Annotated in this window: 16 protein-coding genes; 7 read left to right on the forward strand and 9 right to left on the reverse strand. The window is 70.3% G+C overall.

The window, feature by feature from the left end:
* Positions 1-4 precede the first annotated feature (4 nt).
* Together ATL42_RS14805 and ATL42_RS14810 are read right to left on the reverse strand one after the other, a co-directional pair.
* On the reverse strand, positions 5-1,387 hold the full coding sequence (locus tag ATL42_RS14805; RefSeq protein ID WP_098456016.1) for a 3-oxoacyl-ACP reductase: 1,383 nt from the start codon (positions 1,385-1,387) through the stop codon (positions 5-7).
* Positions 1,384-2,760 carry an acetyl-CoA C-acetyltransferase gene (locus ATL42_RS14810; protein ID WP_245862609.1) on the reverse strand — a complete coding sequence of 459 codons (1,377 nt, stop codon included), beginning with the start codon at positions 2,758-2,760 and terminating at the stop codon, positions 1,384-1,386. Before ATL42_RS14810 ends, ATL42_RS14805 begins: the two co-directional genes overlap by 4 nt.
* A gap of 136 nt (positions 2,761-2,896) precedes the next feature.
* Between ATL42_RS14810 and ATL42_RS14815 the strand changes: the two genes are divergently transcribed.
* From ATL42_RS14815 to ATL42_RS14825, 3 genes are all read left to right on the forward strand, one after another.
* On the forward strand, positions 2,897-3,511 hold the full coding sequence (locus ATL42_RS14815; protein WP_098456017.1) for a TetR/AcrR family transcriptional regulator: 615 nt from the start codon (positions 2,897-2,899) through the stop codon (positions 3,509-3,511).
* 61 nt (positions 3,512-3,572) lie between these two features.
* The gene (locus ATL42_RS14820; RefSeq protein ID WP_098456018.1) at positions 3,573-5,690 is read left to right on the forward strand and encodes an acyl-CoA dehydrogenase family protein; all 2,118 of its coding nucleotides are present in this window, start codon (positions 3,573-3,575) and stop codon (positions 5,688-5,690) included.
* Between the two features lie 92 nt (positions 5,691-5,782).
* Entirely contained in the window at positions 5,783-6,685 is a 903-nt protein-coding gene (locus tag ATL42_RS14825) for an EamA family transporter (protein ID WP_098456019.1), read from the forward strand.
* On the opposite strand, the gene ATL42_RS14830 is transcribed toward ATL42_RS14825, so the two are convergent.
* Positions 6,682-7,374 carry a DUF2599 domain-containing protein gene (locus tag ATL42_RS14830; protein ID WP_245862798.1) on the reverse strand — a complete coding sequence of 231 codons (693 nt, stop codon included), beginning with the start codon at positions 7,372-7,374 and terminating at the stop codon, positions 6,682-6,684. The genes ATL42_RS14825 and ATL42_RS14830 overlap by 4 nt on opposite strands.
* A gap of 287 nt (positions 7,375-7,661) precedes the next feature.
* On the opposite strand from ATL42_RS14830, the gene ATL42_RS14835 reads away from it, so the two are divergent.
* The gene (locus tag ATL42_RS14835) at positions 7,662-8,324 is read left to right on the forward strand and encodes a 4'-phosphopantetheinyl transferase family protein (RefSeq protein WP_098456021.1); all 663 of its coding nucleotides are present in this window, start codon (positions 7,662-7,664) and stop codon (positions 8,322-8,324) included.
* Positions 8,325-8,390: 66 nt separating this feature from the next.
* Positions 8,391-10,715 carry a phosphoribosylformylglycinamidine synthase subunit PurL gene (gene purL, locus ATL42_RS14840; RefSeq protein WP_098456022.1) on the forward strand — a complete coding sequence of 775 codons (2,325 nt, stop codon included), beginning with the start codon at positions 8,391-8,393 and terminating at the stop codon, positions 10,713-10,715.
* Positions 10,716-10,847: 132 nt separating this feature from the next.
* Here purL and ATL42_RS14845 read toward each other — a convergent pair whose 3' ends face one another.
* Positions 10,848-11,612 carry a YqjF family protein gene (locus ATL42_RS14845; protein ID WP_098456023.1) on the reverse strand — a complete coding sequence of 255 codons (765 nt, stop codon included), beginning with the start codon at positions 11,610-11,612 and terminating at the stop codon, positions 10,848-10,850.
* Positions 11,609-12,550, reverse strand: coding sequence for a phosphodiesterase (locus tag ATL42_RS14850; protein WP_245862612.1), 942 nt, complete (start codon positions 12,548-12,550; stop codon positions 11,609-11,611). The genes ATL42_RS14845 and ATL42_RS14850 overlap by 4 nt, the downstream gene beginning before the upstream one ends.
* 132 nt (positions 12,551-12,682) lie before the next feature.
* On the opposite strand from ATL42_RS14850, the gene ATL42_RS14855 reads away from it, so the two are divergent.
* Both ATL42_RS14855 and ATL42_RS14860 read left to right on the forward strand, forming a co-directional pair.
* Positions 12,683-12,943: a helix-turn-helix domain-containing protein gene (locus tag ATL42_RS14855; protein ID WP_098456025.1), complete on the forward strand. Its 261-nt coding sequence runs from the start codon at positions 12,683-12,685 to the stop codon at positions 12,941-12,943.
* The gene (locus ATL42_RS14860) at positions 12,940-14,367 is read left to right on the forward strand and encodes a type II toxin-antitoxin system HipA family toxin (protein ID WP_098456026.1); all 1,428 of its coding nucleotides are present in this window, start codon (positions 12,940-12,942) and stop codon (positions 14,365-14,367) included. Before ATL42_RS14855 ends, ATL42_RS14860 begins: the two co-directional genes overlap by 4 nt.
* On the opposite strand, the gene ATL42_RS14865 is transcribed toward ATL42_RS14860, so the two are convergent.
* The 4 genes from ATL42_RS14865 to ATL42_RS14880 all read right to left on the reverse strand — a co-directional run bounded on the left by ATL42_RS14865 (position 14,356) and on the right by ATL42_RS14880 (position 16,002).
* A complete protein-coding gene (locus tag ATL42_RS14865) occupies positions 14,356-14,583 on the reverse strand; it encodes a hypothetical protein (protein ID WP_098456027.1) in 228 nt (75 codons plus the stop codon). The genes ATL42_RS14860 and ATL42_RS14865 overlap by 12 nt on opposite strands.
* Before the next feature lie 43 nt (positions 14,584-14,626).
* Positions 14,627-15,163, reverse strand: a complete 537-nt coding sequence (locus ATL42_RS14870) for a GNAT family N-acetyltransferase (RefSeq protein WP_211281834.1) — start codon at positions 15,161-15,163, stop codon at positions 14,627-14,629.
* A 75-nt stretch (positions 15,164-15,238) separates the two neighbouring features.
* Positions 15,239-15,751, reverse strand: coding sequence for a hypothetical protein (locus ATL42_RS14875; protein WP_098456028.1), 513 nt, complete (start codon positions 15,749-15,751; stop codon positions 15,239-15,241).
* Positions 15,752-15,795: 44 nt separating this feature from the next.
* Positions 15,796-16,002, reverse strand: coding sequence for a hypothetical protein (locus ATL42_RS14880; protein ID WP_098456029.1), 207 nt, complete (start codon positions 16,000-16,002; stop codon positions 15,796-15,798).
* Positions 16,003-16,171: the final 169 nt, after the last annotated feature.

A 16,171-nucleotide genomic window follows, 5' to 3' on the forward strand; every position in this document is an offset into this window, starting at 1 on the left:
GGTGTCAGGCTCCGACGAGGTTCTGGCCGCAGACGCGCAGCACGGTCCCGTTGATCCCCCCGGCGGCCGGCGACGCGAAGAACGCGACGGCCTCAGCGACGTCGACCGGAAGGCCTGCCTGCTGGAGCGAGTTGAGACGTCGGGCCACCTCGCGCGTCGCGAACGGGATCCGTGCAGTCATCTCTGTCTCGATGAACCCGGGCGCGACAGCGTTCGCGACGCCGCCGGTCGCCGCCATGAGCGGTCCGGTCGCCCGGACCATGCCGATGACCCCGCCCTTGGACGCGGCGTAGTTCGTCTGCCCACGGTTGCCGGCGATGCCGCTCGTCGAGGCGAGCGAGACGATGCGTGGCTGGTCGACGAACGCGGGTGAGGCGAGGAGCGTCTCGTTGATCCGCAGCTGCGCCGCGATGTTCACCGCGAGGACGGAGTCCCACGTCTCGGGCTTCATGTTGGCGAGCAGCTTGTCCCGCGTGATCCCGGCGTTGTGCACGACGATGTCGATGCCGCCGTGACGCGCCACGGCGTGGTCGATGATCTTCGCGCCCGCGTCGGGTGCCGTGATGTCGAGCTGGAGCGCGGTGCCACGGATCTGGTTGGCGACCGTCGCGAGCGACTCGCCCGCGGCGGGCACGTCGACCACGACGACCTTGGCGCCGTCGCGCGCGAGCGTCGTCGCGATGGCAGCACCGATGCCGCGTGCGGCACCGGTGACGACCGCGACACGGCCCTCGAGCGGGCGGTCCCAGCTCGCAGGCGTCGTCCCGCCGGACGAGGACACCGTGAGGAGCTGGCCGTCGACGAACGCCGACTTCGCCGACAGGAAGAACTGCAGGGCTCCGAGCACGGACGGCGCGGTCACGGGGACCTCGCCGTCGGTCGCGGACGTGAGCACGATCCCGTTGCCGGTCGCGCCTCCGCGCAGCTCCTTCGCGACAGACCGGACGATCCCGTCAATGCCCTGACGCACGGCCGCGACAGCCGGGGCATCGTCGGCGAGCGCGGCGCGGGAGATCGTCACGACGCGGGCTCCGGGGGCGAGCGCTCGCAGGACGCCACCGAGCTCGCGCACCGGCGCGGAGAGGTCGTCGGGGTGCACTGCTTCGGAGAGGACGACGACGACTGCGCCCCACCGCACGCTCGAGGCGCCGTCGGCGGACCGGCGCACGTCGAGGGCGTCACCGAGCTCGCCGCTCACGAGGATCTGGGCGACGGCGTCAGCATCCTTGCCGGACCCGACGGTGCCGCCGAGCACGAGGACCGGCCCGGTGACGAGCGGGGCGCCCGTGACCTGACGACGCAGGACGGACGGGCGCGGCAGCCCGAGCTTCTTCGCCAGGTTGCCGGTGACGCCGCCGTTGACGAGGGAGATGTACTTGTCGCTCACTTGGTTGCCTCTTCCGTGCTCTCGGCGCCCGCCGCAGCGGACTCGATGATGGCTGCGACGCCCAGACCTCCGGCGGCGCAGACAGAGATGAGTGCTCGCGAGACGCGGCCGGTCTCGGCCGCCTTCGCGGCGACGAGCTTCGCGGCGGTCGCGACGATGCGGCCTCCGGTGGCTGCGAACGGGTGCCCCGCGGCGAGCGAGGAACCATGGACGTTGAGCTTCGACCGGTCGAGGGTCCCGAACGCTCCGTCGAGGCCGAGCTCGGTGCGGCAGTACTCGTCGTCTGCCCATGCGGCGAGCGTCGACAGGACGGTCGACGCGAAGGCCTCGTGGATCTCGAAGAAGTCGAAGTCCTCGAAGGTGAGGCCGTTGCGGGCGAGGAGGCGCGGCACCGCGTGGACCGGCGCCATGAGGAGCCCCTCGCGGCCGTGGACGTAGTCCACCGCGGCGGACTCTCCGTCGACGACGCGAGCGAGGACGGGCAGGTCACGGGCCTCGGCCCACGCTCGCGACCCGAGCAGCACGACGGATGCGCCGTCGGTGAGCGGTGTCGAGTTGCCGGCGGTCATCGTCGCGGGGGCGCTGAGGGACGTGCCGAACGCCGGCTTGAGCGTCCCGAGCTTCTCCAGGGTGGTGTCGGCGCGCAGGTTCTGGTCGCGCGTGAGTCCCTTGTACGGGGTGACGAGGTCGTCGAAGAACCCGGAGTCGTACGCGTCGGCGAGGCCGTGGTGGCTGTTGAACGCGATCTGGTCCTGGGCCTCACGGGTCACGCCCCAGCGTGCGGTGGTGATCGCCTGGTGCTCGCCCATCGACAGGCCGGTGCGCGGCTCGCCGGTGCTGGGCGCTGCGGGGGTGAAGTCTGCGGGGCGCACTGCGGCGAACGCCTTGACGCGGGCGCCGAGGGTCTTGGCGTGCGACGCCTTGAGGATCGCGCGACGTAGTCCCTCGCTCAGGGCGATGGGAGCGTCGGAGATGCTGTCGGTGCCGCCGGCGATCGCGGAGTCGAGCTGGCCGAGCCGGATCTTGTTGCTCGTGCTGATGACGGCTTCGAGCCCTGTCGCGCAGGCCTGCTGGAGGTCGTACGCGGGAGTCTGCGGGGAGAGCGACGATCCGAGGACGCACTCGCGGACGAGGTTGAAGTCGCGGGAGTGCTTGAGCACCGATCCTCCGACGACCTCGCCGATCCGCTCACCCTGCAGACCGAACCGTGCGACGAGGCCTTCGAGCGCCGCGGTGAACATGTCTTGGTTGCTGACGTGCGCGTACTTTCCGCCGGCGCGGGCGAAGGGGATGCGGTTCCCGCCGACGATCACCGCGTCGGTCAGGCGGGTGGGGGGAACCTGGTGCGGTGTGGGGCTAGAGGGCAGTGCCACGGGGTCTCCTCGCGAGATGTGCGGGCCGTCGTGGTCGGAGCATCGTCCGGGACGGCTGTGTCCAGAACCCACAGTACCTGATACTGTCAGTTTCGTGAGTCCAGTCACAGGAGATTCGACAGCGAGGTCGGACGAGATGCCCCAGCCCCAGCCGGCGACCGATGGTCGCTCCACGCGCTGGGACGACCACCGCGCTGCCCGACGCATCGCTCTCGTGCGTGCTGCCCGCAAGGCCGTGCACCAGATGGGCCCCGAGGTCTCCATGGACGAGATCGCCACGTTCGCCAAGACGTCCAAGTCCATCGTCTACCGCTACTTCGTCGACAAGCCCGGCCTGCAGCTCGCTGTCGGCGAGGCTGTCGTCGAGCAGATGAGCGTCGCCCTGAGCGAGGCCGCGCAGCTGGCGACCACGCCGCGCGCCGCCCTGGAGTCGATGGTCGCCGTCTACCTCGAGATGATCGCGCACTCTCCGAACGTCTACTACTTCGTCACGCGCACGGCCCCCGGGCTGCCGTTCCTCGAGTCGATGAACGAGATCGTCGCTGTCCCCTTCGCCCAGGAGATGAACGCTGACGCCGTCGACGCCGCTGCCTGGGGCGCTGGTGCTGTCGGGTTCATCCGAGGGTCGGGGGAGTGGTGGTTGCTGAACCGCACCGAGCCGGGAGCGCCGACCCGCGAAGAGCTCACCGACCGCGTCACCGCATGGCTCTGGGGCGGGCCGGTCGGCGTCCTCGCCCGCGGCAAGCCCTGATGTCTCCCCCCGAGCTCCCTTCCGAACCGACCAGTGTGTTTGCCAGTACAAAGGAGTCAGCATGACCACCGTCTCGGACCGCCCCTCCACCACCGCACCCTCGGGCAACCGCACCGGTCTCACCCCCGACCGCGCCGACCACCACGTCGACGTCGCCTACCTCGAGACGGCGCTGCTCGGCCGCTGGGCTCAGATCCGCCGGGACAGCCGTGCTGTCGCAGCGGACCCGCGGTTCGCCAAGGAGGAAGGCCTGTCCATGGCCGACCACCGCGCCCGGGTGCTCGACCAGCTCAAGCTCCTCACGACGGACGCCGACGTGCTCCGTGCCTTCCCGGTCCACCTCGGCGGCAGCAACGACGCCGGCGGCAACCTCGCGGGCGCTGAGGACCTGATCCTCGCGGACCCCTCCTTGCAGATCAAGGCTGGCGTGCAGTGGGGGCTCTTCGGTGCAGCGATCCTCCACCTCGGGACGCCCGAGCAGCACGAGGAGCTTCTCCCCGCTGCCATGGACGTCAGCGTCCCCGGTGCCTTCGCCATGACGGAGATCGGCCACGGCTCGGACGTCGCGTCGATCGGGACGACCGCGACGTACGACGAGGCGACCGAAGAGTTCGTCATCCACACGCCGTTCAAGGCCGCGTGGAAGGACTACCTCGGCAACGCGGGCCAGCACGGCACCGCCGCGACGGTGTTCGCCCAGCTCATCACGCAGGGCGTCAACCACGGTGTCCACGCGTTCTACGTGCCGATCCGCGAGACGACGAAGGACGGTTCCGCGGGTGACTTCAAGCCGGGCGTCGGCGGCGAGGACGACGGTCTCAAGGGCGGTCTCGTCGGCGTCGACAACGGTCGCCTGCACTTCACTCACGTGCGCATCCCCCGCAAGCACCTGCTCGCCCGCTACGGCCAGGTCGCTGCCGACGGCACCTACACGTCGCCGATCGACAGCCCCGGACGCCGCTTCTTCACGATGCTCGGCTCGCTCGTCCAGGGCCGTGTCTCCCTCGACGGCGCGGCGGGCGTGGCCACGAAGGCCGGGCTCATCACCGCCATCACCTACGGCAACCAGCGTCGCCAGTTCGCCGGCGCCTCCGAGACCGAGGAGATGGTGCTCCTCGACTACCGCGAGCACCAGCGACGCCTCCTCCCGCTCCTCGCGGAGACGTACGCGGGCCACTTCGCGCACGAGCGCCTGCTCGATCTGTTCAGCGCGGTGTTCTCCGGAGAGATGGACACGCCCGAGTCTCGCGAAGACCTCGAGACCATGGCCGCGACGCTCAAGCCGACCTCGACCTGGCGTGCGTTGAACGTCCTGCAGACGTCCCGCGAGGCGTGCGGCGGTGCCGGGTTCATCACCGAGAACAGGCTCGTCTCGCTCCGCGCCGACCTCGACATCTACGTGACCTTCGAGGGCGACAACACGGTCCTCCTGCAGCTCGTCGGCAAGCGGCTCCTGGCCGACTACGCGGCGAACTTCAAGGGCATCGACGGCGTGGGCATGGCCCGGTTCGTCGTGGAGCGCGCTGCCGACAGCGTCCTCTACAAGACGCCGATCAGCCGCATCGCGCAGAGCATCCTCGACTCCGGCTCGGTCCGTCGCTCGGCAGGTCACCTCCGGGAGGAGGCCACCCAGCGCGAGCTGCTCACCGACCGTGTCGAGAGCATGGTCGCCGAGCTGGCGACCGCGCTGCGCCCCGCGTCCAAGCTCACGCGCGCGAACGCGGCAGAGCTCTTCAACAACCACCAGCACGAGCTCATCGAGGCGGCACGTGCCCACGCCGACCTCGTCCAGTGGGAGGCGTTCACCAAGGCGCTCGAGACCATCGAGGACGCCGGCACCCGCCAGGTGCTCACGTGGGTGCGCGACCTCTTCGGTCTCGTGGCCGTGGAGAAGAACCTCGCCTGGTACCTCATCAACGGGCGCCTCTCTGGGCAGCGTGCGCGGACGGTCACGTCGTACATCGACCGGCTGCTCGCTCGCCTGCGACCGCACGCGCAGGACCTCGTCGACGCGTTCGGCTACGGTCCGGAGCACGTGCGCGCGACGATCGCCACGGGCGTCGAGAAGGAGCGTCAGGACGAAGCGCAGGAGTACTACCGGGCCCTGCGTGCGAGCGGTCAGGAGCCTGTGAGCGAGAAGAGCCTCAAGGGCAAGGCCACGGGCGGCTCGAAGGGCTGAGCCAGAGCGGGGTCGAGCGACGAGCGCGACCGGCGGGCTCGACCACCAGGACAGGCGTCAGGCAGGCGTGGTGCGCTCCGTAGAGTGACGGGGTGCACCGCGTCCCCGCCCCCCTCCTGTTCCTCGTCTCCGGGGTCACCCAGTACGTCGGAGCGGGGCTCGCCGTCGGCCTCTTCACGGTCGTCCCCGCGACGGCGGTGGCGTGGTCACGGATCGCGGTCGCGGCGGTCGTCCTCCTCGTGTGGAGCAGACCGTGGGCCCGACGCTGGGACGGTCCCACGCTGCGCGCCGCCGTCCTCTTCGGGGTGGTGCTCGCCGCGATGAACTGCACGTTCTACGCGTCGCTGGACTACCTGCCTCTCGGCAACGCTGTCGCCATCGAGTTCGTCGGGCCCGTCCTCGTCGGGGCGCTCACCGGCCGTGGTGTGCGCGAGCGGGTGGCCATCGGGCTCTCGCTCGTCGGTGTGGTCCTGCTCGCGGGCGTCACCGTGACGTCGGGCGACGACGGAGCCGTCCTCGGGATCGTGCTCGTCCTGGCGGCTGCCGCGTGCTGGGCCGGGTACATCCTCCTCGGTCGCGTCGTCTCTCAGCAGGGGACCGGGCTCGCGCCGCTCGCCGTCGGCATGGCCGCCGGCGCGGTCGTCTTCGCGCCGTTCTTCGGTCCGTCCTCGACGCCGCTCTTCACCGACGGGGGCTACCTCGCGGTGCTCGTCGGCATCGCGCTCGCGTCGTCCGTCGTGCCGTACGGGATCGACCAGGTGGTCCTGCGCAGGCTCCGCCCTGCGCAGTTCTCCATCCTCCTGGCCATCTGGCCAGCCTCTGCGCTCCTCGTCGGAGCCGTCATGCTCCGACAGGTGCCGCACGGGCTCGAGGTCGTGGGCCTCGTGCTCGTCTCGGTGGCGATCGCGCTCACGGGCCGTCCGCAGGCTCCCACCACCGACCCGACGGCCGACCCGGCGCCCGGTGCGCCGGGCGCCTCAGAGCCAGCAGCCTAGGCCGGGTTGCACCGTGCGATGAGGTAGCCGATGAACGAGATGTCGGGACGCCACGGCTCGAGGTTCCAGGTGTCCTTCTCACGGGCGCCGTCCACGTGGCAGAGGAACTGCTTCCGCATGACGCTCGTGTCAGCCGAGGGGTCCAGGCGCACCACGTCGTCCCAGCCGTAGGTCCGGCCTGTGGTGCCCGACGCGCGCCCCCAGGCGGTCGGGGTGACCGCGAGCGAGCGTCCCCCCTCCCGCTCACCCCACTCGACGCTCGCCACGACCGCCTGACCCAGGTACACGTCGACCGTCAGCGGGTACGCCACCGCGGGATCGCTCGCTGCTGCCGTGTCGTCGGCGCTGGCGTCTGCGCTCTCCCCGGTGGCGTCGTAGCCGTCCGGAGCGAGGTCGAGAGCGAGGAGACCACCGATGTCGTCGACCTCTGTCCAGCTCGAGGGCACCTCGCTGCCGGTCGTGTCGGTGACGACCGGTGCGGCGAGCCCTCCGCGGAGCTCGTCGTCGCTCCCGACCACGGCGACGGACGAGTCCCAGGCGACCACGACGGAGCTCTCGCCGGGGGCCTCGAAGGTGTAGCGGACCGCCCCTGGTTCGGGGAGCGTCGTGCGCAGGTGCATGCCTCCGTCGCCGTCGGGAACGAGCGCTGTCGTGGGGGTCTGAGCGACCGACGGGGACGCTCCGAGCATGTCGATCACGACCGCGTCCGAGGGAGATTCCGGACTACTAGCACTTTCACCGGCATTATCGGTAGGCATTTGTCCCTCCGTCTCAGATGGTGGCGATTGGGACTGGACAGGGGGTGAAGAAATGGGTGAACATGCAACAAGCGAAAGAAGCACGAGAGCGGCGGCAGGGACTCGAAAAGCGCCAGTGCGGAGCGGATTTCTCAGAACGGACGACCTGATCAGGGGGCGGTGCGCTCCCATGGGGTGAGCTCCTGTTCTCTTGCACGGACGAGTGAGAGGTAGTAGGGGTGCTGACCGACACCGATGTGAACGTGTCCTGGGGAGTCGCGCTCGACGGCCCCGATCTTTACGCTGCCGCACAGCTCCTGGACGACAACGAACAACGACGAGCGGCCGCGATCCGCAACGACCATACCCAGCGACGGTTCGTCTCCGCGCACGCGATGCTCCGCATCCTCGTCGGCCAGCAGATCGGCTGGGACCCCAAGGACCTGCGATTCGGCAACGCCGGGCGGTACGGCAAGCCAGAGCTCGTCTACCCGCCCATCCGCGTCCACTTCAACATCGCCACCGCAGGCGACCGTGTCGTGTGCGCCGTCACCGAGTCCGGGGCCGTCGGCGTCGACGTCGAGTCGCACGACGTGATCGAGGAGGCAGACGCTGCTGGAGGGCTCGAGGACGTGCTCCTCACCGCCGCTGAGCGTGACGTCCTCACCGAGTTCCCGCACCGTGCGGGCGCGCTCGCACGCTGGTGGGTTCGCAAAGAAGCGATCCTCAAAGCGACCGGTGAAGGCCTGACCATCGATCCGCCGACGCTCGAGATGAGCGCTCCGGACGAGACCCCCGAGCTTCTCAGCTGGGAAGGACGCGCCGTTCCCTCCCTGTGGATCTCTGACCTCGACGTGGGCGCCGCCTACGAGGCTGCCGTCGTCGTCCTCACCCCGCGCTGACGGAGGCCATGGAGCGCCGGGTGAGACTCCCGACAGCACACCGCTCCACCCGGCTAAACTTGCCCCGTGACTGCTCCCAGCAAGCCCGCCCTTGACACCGTCGAGCATGCCGCTGCGACTCCCGACGAGGTCCAGCCGTTCGCGGCGCTGGGCCTCAAGCCGGACGAGTACCAGCGGATCCGTGACATCCTCGGCCGCCGCCCGACGGCCGCCGAGCTGGCGATGTACTCGGTCATGTGGTCCGAGCACTGCTCGTACAAGTCCTCCAAGGTGCACCTGAGCACGTTCGGCGAGAAGACCACGCCGGAGATGAAGAAGCACCTTCTCGTCGGCATCGGCGAGAACGCGGGCGTCGTCGACATCGGCGACGGCTGGGCCGTCACGTTCAAGGTCGAGTCCCACAACCACCCGAGCTACGTCGAGCCCTACCAGGGTGCCGCGACCGGGGTCGGCGGGATCGTCCGGGACATCATCTCCATGGGCGCGCGTCCTGTCGCCGTCATGGACCAGCTGCGCTTCGGTGCCGTCGACCACCCGGACACAGCGCGCGTCGTGCACGGGGTCGTCGCCGGCGTCGGCGGCTACGGCAACTCGCTCGGGCTGCCCAACATCGGTGGCGAGCTTGTCTTCGACAGCTCCTACCAGGGCAACCCGCTCGTCAACGCGCTGTGCCTCGGCGTGCTGCGCCACGAGGACATCCACCTCGCCAACGCCTCGGGCGTCGGCAACAAGGTGGTCCTCTTCGGTGCGCGCACCGGCGGCGACGGCATCGGCGGTGCGTCCATCCTCGCGTCGGAGACCTTCGAGGACGGCGTGCCTGCCAAGCGCCCGAGCGTCCAGGTGGGTGACCCCTTCATGGAGAAGGTCCTCATCGAGTGCTGCCTCGAGCTCTACGCGGCGAAGGTCGTCGAGGGCATCCAGGACCTCGGCGCGGCCGGGATCTCCTGCGCCACCTCCGAGCTCGCGTCCAACGGTGACGGCGGCATGCACGTGTGGCTCGACGACGTGCTGCTGCGCGACCCGTCGCTCAACGCCGGCGAGATCCTCATGTCTGAGTCGCAGGAACGCATGATGGCGGTCGTCACGCCCGAGAAGCTCGACGCGTTCCTGGCGATCACCGGCAAGTGGGACGTCGAGAGCGCTGTCGTCGGAGAGGTCAACGGCTCCGGCCGCCTGACCATCGACCACCACGACCAGCGGATCGTCGACGTCGACCCCAAGACGGTCGCCCACGAGGGGCCCGTCTACCTCCGCCCGTACGAGCGCCCGGCCTGGCAGGACGCGCTCAACGCCGACACCGTCGTCGCGGCCGGCCTCGCGCGGCCAGAGACCGGCGACGAGCTGCGCGCCACGGCGCTGCAGCTGCTCTCCTCGCCCAACCTGGCGTCGAAGGAGTGGGTGACCAACCAGTACGACCGCTTTGTCCAGGGCAACACGGCGCTCGCCCAGCCTGACGACGGCGGTGTCGTCCGTGTCGACGAGACCACCGGCCTCGGTGTCGCGCTCGCCACCGACGCGAACGGCCGGTACACGAAGCTCGACCCGCGCACCGGCGCCCAGCTCGCTCTCGCGGAGGCGTACCGCAACGTCGCTGCGACCGGCGCGCGCCCGCTCGCGATCACCGACTGCCTGAACTTTGGCTCCCCCGAGGACCCTGACTCGATGTGGCAGCTCGTCGAGGCGATCGAGGGGCTGGCGGACGGCTGCCAGACGCTCGGCGTCCCTGTCACCGGCGGCAACGTCTCGCTCTACAACGGGACGGGGGAACCGGGGCAGATCGACTCGTCGATCCACCCGACGCCCGTCGTCGGTGTCCTCGGTGTCCTCGACGACGTCGCCCGGGCGACCGGCTCCGGCTGGCGCACGCCCGGCGAGACGATCTTCCTGCTCGGGGCTACGTTCGCCGAGCTCGACGGCTCGGCCTGGGCCGACGTCGTCCACTCTCACCTCGGCGGCCTGCCGCCGCGCCTCGACCTCGCTGCCGAGCGCGCGCTGGCCGAGGTCCTCATCAACGCGACCCGCGACGAGCTCGTCGACGCGGCGCACGACCTCTCCGAGGGCGGCCTCGCCCAGGGACTCATCGAGGCGAGCCTGCGCTTCGGCGTCGGCGCCAAGGTGACCCTCGACGGGCTGCTCGAGCGCGACGGCGTCTCGGCCTTCGAAGCGCTCTTCTCCGAGACGGCGGCACGTGCGCTCGTGGCCGTGCCCCGCGGCGAAGAGGTGCGCTTCGTCGACGCGTGCTACGCCCGCGGCGTGCCGTACCTGAAGATCGGCGAGGCGGGGCACGACGTCGACGGCGTCGAGTCCCTCGAGGTCGAGGGCCTCTTCACGCTCCCGCTCGACGAGGCCCGCGAGGCCTTCACGCGGACGCTGCCGGCGATCTTCGGCTGACCAGCGCCTGCTGCCTCGAGCGTGAGCCCGTGGGCCTGACCAGTCGTCGTCGGCCAGCGTGGCCTGTGCCAAGAGCCGCTCGTCGTCTCCGTCGAGCAGGCGACCGTGTCGGCGTGCCGCGGGTGCGGGCCGCTACGCGTCTCTGGCGGCGCCCTGAGGCATACCGAACACCGTGCGCACACCTGGCGACCAGAGCACCGAGTCCGGTGCACGGTCGACGAGACCAGGGAACCCGGCGGCTGCGACGAGCGAGTCGTCGAGGTGGACCAGGCGCGCGTGGTGGAGCGGCCACGGCTCGTGCTCGTTGGGCACGAAGAGGAGCCGGCCGAGGTGCCGCGTGTGCAGACCCCAGCGGGCGGTGAGGAACTGTGCGAGCGGGTCGGGCTGATCGATCCGGGCGCCGGGTTCTACGACGATCCGGCCACCGGCGCCACGAGGTCCGGGTACCCGTCGGGCAGACGTGTACGTGATCGTGGAGGCCGTGCGCTCGATGCGCATCCGCGACCACGTGTACGGGAGCGCGAAGCCGACGCGGGCGGCCACGACCACGGCGAGCCGCGACGCGTCGAGCGACCGGAAGACCACGCCGCGCCGGCCGGTCGCATCGACCGAGTACAGGCGCACGTTCGTCTCCGCGAAGGTGCCGAGCCACGGGACTGCGGGGCCGCGGGCGACACCGGCGTCGGCCAGGCGGAACGGGACGAGACCGACGTAAGTCGCGCCGTCGAACAGGTCAGGGGCGGTGCCGCGAGGGAGCAGCGGAGCGACGAGCGTCGGGTCCACCCGCCAGTGCACGAAGGTGAGGTCCTCCCAGCGCTGCGACATGATCTGCGGCCTGTCGAGCGGCGAGGCGGTCGGCGAGACGGGGGAGCGGGGCACCGGCCCGTCACTGGTCATTGGGGCGTCTCGGTCGCGGTGTCTGCGCCGAGATTGAACGGTGACGTCTTGCTCGAGAACATCTCCAGGCGCTGCTCCGGCGTCATCGCCTCGATCGCGGCGCGGTGCTCGGTGGAGAAGCCGGAGACCTCGACCGGCTCGGCGATCGGCACGAGCGAGTGCACGATCCGGTCGGGGTAGGCGTGGACGATGTTCATCGACTGGCCTGAGTCCACACCAGAGAGCAGCCGCTCGTGGGCGCTCAGGTCGAGCGTGTAGCACGTGGCTGCTGCGACGGACACGGGGATGCCGGCGACGAGGCTGTGCGTCGAGTAGTGCAGGTGCCCGGCGAGGACGCCACTGACGTCCGTGCCCGCGACGACGCGCGCGAAGCGGTCCTGCTGCTCGAGCTCGAGCATGTCCATCGCCCACAGGAGCGGCGTGGGGATCGGCGGGTGGTGCATCGCGACGAGGGTGCCGTGCGGCGCAGGCGTCGCGAGGACGTCGGCCAGCCAGTCGAGCTGGGCGTCGGTGAGCTCGCCGTGGTGGTACCCGACGACGGTCGTGTCGAGCGAGACGATCCGCAGCCCGTCGACGTCGTAGACGCGGTCGTGCGGCTCGTCCGATCCTTCTTCGTCGAAGAGACCCTGGGCGTAGCGCTGCCGCTCGTCGTGGTTGCCCATGACCCAGACGACCTGCGCACCCATCCTGGCCGCGACGGGCTCGACGATCGCGCGCAGCCGGGCGTACGCCTCGGGCTCGCCCTGGTCCGCGAGGTCGCCGGTGAAGACGAGCGCCTGCGGTCGGATGTCTGACCGTTCGAGCTGATGGAGCGCCCGCTCGAGGTTCGCCTGGGTGTCGACCGCGTCGTAGAGCCTGCGGTTCCCGGCGAGGAAGTGGGTGTCGCTGATGTGGGCGACGGCGTGCGAGGGGGCGGGGTGCTGTCCGAGCTGGGTCACGTGTCTCACCATAGCCACGGGGCGGGCGAGCGACCGTGCGGCTCGTCCGCCGAGCGACCATGTCACGAATGCATGACACAGCACGATGTCTCGATATCGTGACGTTCTGTATAGTCATGGTATCGTGACACGATGTCGACCGTCAGGAACCCTCACGAGCTGGGAGCGCAGCTGCGTGCAGCGCGTCGCGCGGCGGGGCTGACCCAGGCGCAGGTCGCCACATCCGCGAACGTCTCGCGCGCATTCGTCATCGATCTCGAGCAGGGCAAGCGTCCCGGTGCAGAGCTGTCCCGGGTGCTGGCCGTGGCGCGCGCGCTGCACCGGTCGTTCGCCCTCGTGGAGGACGCGCGGCCATCCTTTGACGCCGCCCTAGACGACTTCCTCGGATCATGACGAAGGTCACCGAGCTCGCGTTCGCGCTCTACGGACGCCGTGCAGGGACCATCGTCCGCGATCGCAGCCGGATCGGCCTGAGCTACGACACCTCGTACCTGACCTCGGCCGACCCCACCCCGCTGTCCCTCTCGATGCCGCTCTCCACCGACGCGTACCCGACCCGGTCCGTCGAGGCGTTCCTCAAAGGTCTCCTGCCCGACCATGAGGAGGTCAGAGCGCGATGGTCCAGACGCTTCGGGGTCAGGCCCGGGGACACCCTCGGTCTGATCGCAGCCATCGGTGCAGACACCGCGGGCGCGGCCGTGTTCGCCGCACCTGACGAGCTCGACGACCTCCTCAGTCGACCGGGGGCAGTCGAGCCGCTCACCGAGGCCGACATCGCCAGCCGGTTGCGCCAGCTGCGTCAGGACGACGGTGCATGGCACGACGAGCACGACGAGCACTGGAGCCTGGCTGGTGGGCAGGGCAAGTTCACGCTCGTCCGCCGCACGGACGGCGGCTGGGCACTGCCGTCCGGCAGCATCGCCTCGACGCACATCGTCAAACCAGGGATCTCCCGTATCCGCTCGCAGGCGCTCGCCGAGCACGTGAGCATGCGTGCGCTCGCCCTGCTCGGGCTGGACGTGGCAACGACGGAACACGTCCTGTTCGACGACCAGCCTGCGATCGTCGTCACGCGCTACGACCGACGCCCGAACCGCGCCGGGACCGTCGTGCGGATCCACCAGGAGGACATGGTCCAGGCTTTCGCGATGGACCCCAGCCGCAAGTACGAGGCCGACCGGGGACCTGGTGTCGGTGCGATCGTCAACCGCCTCCGCGCCGCGGCGGACGACGACTCCGCCGTGCGATTCACCGATGCCACGATCGCCGGCTACCTGCTCGGCGCCCCGGACGGCCATGCCAAGAACTACTCGATGCTGCTGCTGGGTCGTGCCGCGCGGCTGGCGCCCTTGTACGACGTCTCGACAGGGCTCGTCCCGAGCGCAACAGGCAGGCTCCGGTACGGGTCTGCTGCGATGTCGATCGGCGGGGAAAGAGCGTTCGGCGAGGTCGAGGCGAAGCACTGGGTACGCTTCGCGAAGGTCGTCGGGCAACCGGCGGACGCGATCCTTCAGAGGGTCCGGAGCCTTGCCGAGTCCGTGCCCGACGCCTTCCGAGACGCGATCCGCGAGCTCCCGCGCAGCGAGGACGCCACCTTCCTGTCCGCGGTCGTCCTGCCGAGCATCGCGGCGCTGGACGCGCAGACGGTCACTGGCCTCACGTCCAGCCGTCGGACCGGCGGACGGGTCGTCGTGCCCTTCGTCCGGACTCTGGAAGCGACGCCGGTGACCGGCACGGAGGCGGATCCGGATGACGGAATCGAGCCGGATGACGAGACCGACGCGTGGGACGGCGGCGCGGTCACGTCACACCGGTAGGGAGGCGTCGTAGATCCGCAGGCACGAGCCGACGATGGTGTCGCCGAGGCCGTCGTCCGTGGCCCAGGCGAGGAACATCGGCGGCACGGGATCCGGCACCACGAGCTCGTCCCACCAGGCCGGGTACACCGGCGCGACGATCACGCCCGTCCCCGTCCGCACCGAAGGGGCCGGGAGGAACGGCGTGAGCGTCGGGACGCTGACGTTGCGCAGCATCCGGTCGCGGCCGGTGGGGTCGTCCTGGTCGCGGAGGTCGGGACTACGCGAGGTCCTTGCTCAGGACGACGAGCTGCAGCCCGTCGCGCAGGATCTCGATCATGTCGGCGTCCGCGGGCGGGAACGGCTCAAGGTCGCCGGTCGGGCGGTAGCCGCGGCGACCGTAGTACGCGAGGAGCTCGGGACGGGCGTCGAGCACCGTCATCGTCAGCTCGGCCAGCTGCCACTCCTCGCGGGCCACGCGCTCGGCCTCCGCGAGGAGACGACGACCGATGCCGTTGCCCTGCGTGGTGGGCCGGACGGCGAAGAGACCGAAGTACGCGGCGGTGCCCGAGATCCGGGTGACGTGCGCGCAGCCGAGGATCTCGCCGTCGGACTCTGCGAGGACGATCCGGCTGCCGGGCTGCTCGATGTCGGCCTGGAGCATCGCCACGTCCGCGCGGGGACCACCGACGAGGTCCGTCTCCGTGGTCCATCCGGCGCGGCTCGCGTCACCGCGGTAGGCCGAGTTCACGAGGGCGACCACAGCGGGGAGGTCGTCGCTCGTCGCGGAGCGGAAGGCCAGCACGTCGGACAGCACCCCACGACGATAGCGCCCTGCGCCGAGGCCGACCGCCGGGATGTGGGTAGCCGGCGTCGACCGCGCACCGTGGCGCTACGGTCGGACCGTGAGCAGCGGACAGGTGGAACGGGTCGACGTGGTCGTCGTCGGTGGCGGGGTCATGGGCTCCGCCGCCGAGCGGTGGCCCGGACTGCGCTTCGAGGTGGCGGTGCTCCACGAGCCGAGCACCGCCAGCGGTGAGCTGCTCGCGCAGCGGGTCGTGCTGAGCCGCTTCAGCAGCTGATCTCCATCCGGCGAGGTCGGCAGGTCGACCGTCGTCAGGTCGACGATCGCGCGGAACGACCGGTCGACGGCGTCGGCGTCCTCCGGGCCTTCTCCGGCAGGCTCGTCGCTGCTCTCGAGCGAGACGAAGCGGAGCGGCTTCGTCGTCGTGCTGCTCGACCCGTAGGTGTAGGAGAGCCAGAGCGGGGCCTCGTTGCGCAGCAGGTCGTACATGCGGTCGAAGTCGCTGAACGGGACCTGGCCGAGGATGGTGATCCGGGCGAGCGGGCTCGACGTGCTGCGGGCGACGCGCACGGTGTATGACGCGATGGGGATGGACGGCATGGGAGTGCTCCGTTCAGAGAAGGAGGCTTCGTCGGTCGACGAGGTCAGACGGTTCGCAGCTCGATCGTCGCGAACGACGCCACGTACTGGTGGTCGTCGACCCGGTGAGCGTCCAGCACCGGCATGTAGGCGATCGCGTCGCCCTCGAGCATCGACTCCGTCGTGAAGTCGTGCCCGTCTGTGTAGTGGTAGACGAGGCACACGTGCGCGGTCGGGTCGACCACGCTCTGCCCTGCCCCAGCGATGTCCATGACACCCACCTCCACCGGGTGGCTCCGTCGCCGCCCTCTACAGAGGAAGAGCGTGCACGACGTCGGTCGTGACACCTCTCACCCGCGGACCACCCCGAGGTCACCTGATCGTGTGTCCGTAGGAGCTCTGTCCCGTACAGACCTCACCCTGCCGGTGCTAGCGTCGAAA

This window comes from Sanguibacter antarcticus (genome assembly GCF_002564005.1).
In the GTDB taxonomy this organism is placed as follows: domain Bacteria; phylum Actinomycetota; class Actinomycetes; order Actinomycetales; family Cellulomonadaceae; genus Sanguibacter; species Sanguibacter antarcticus.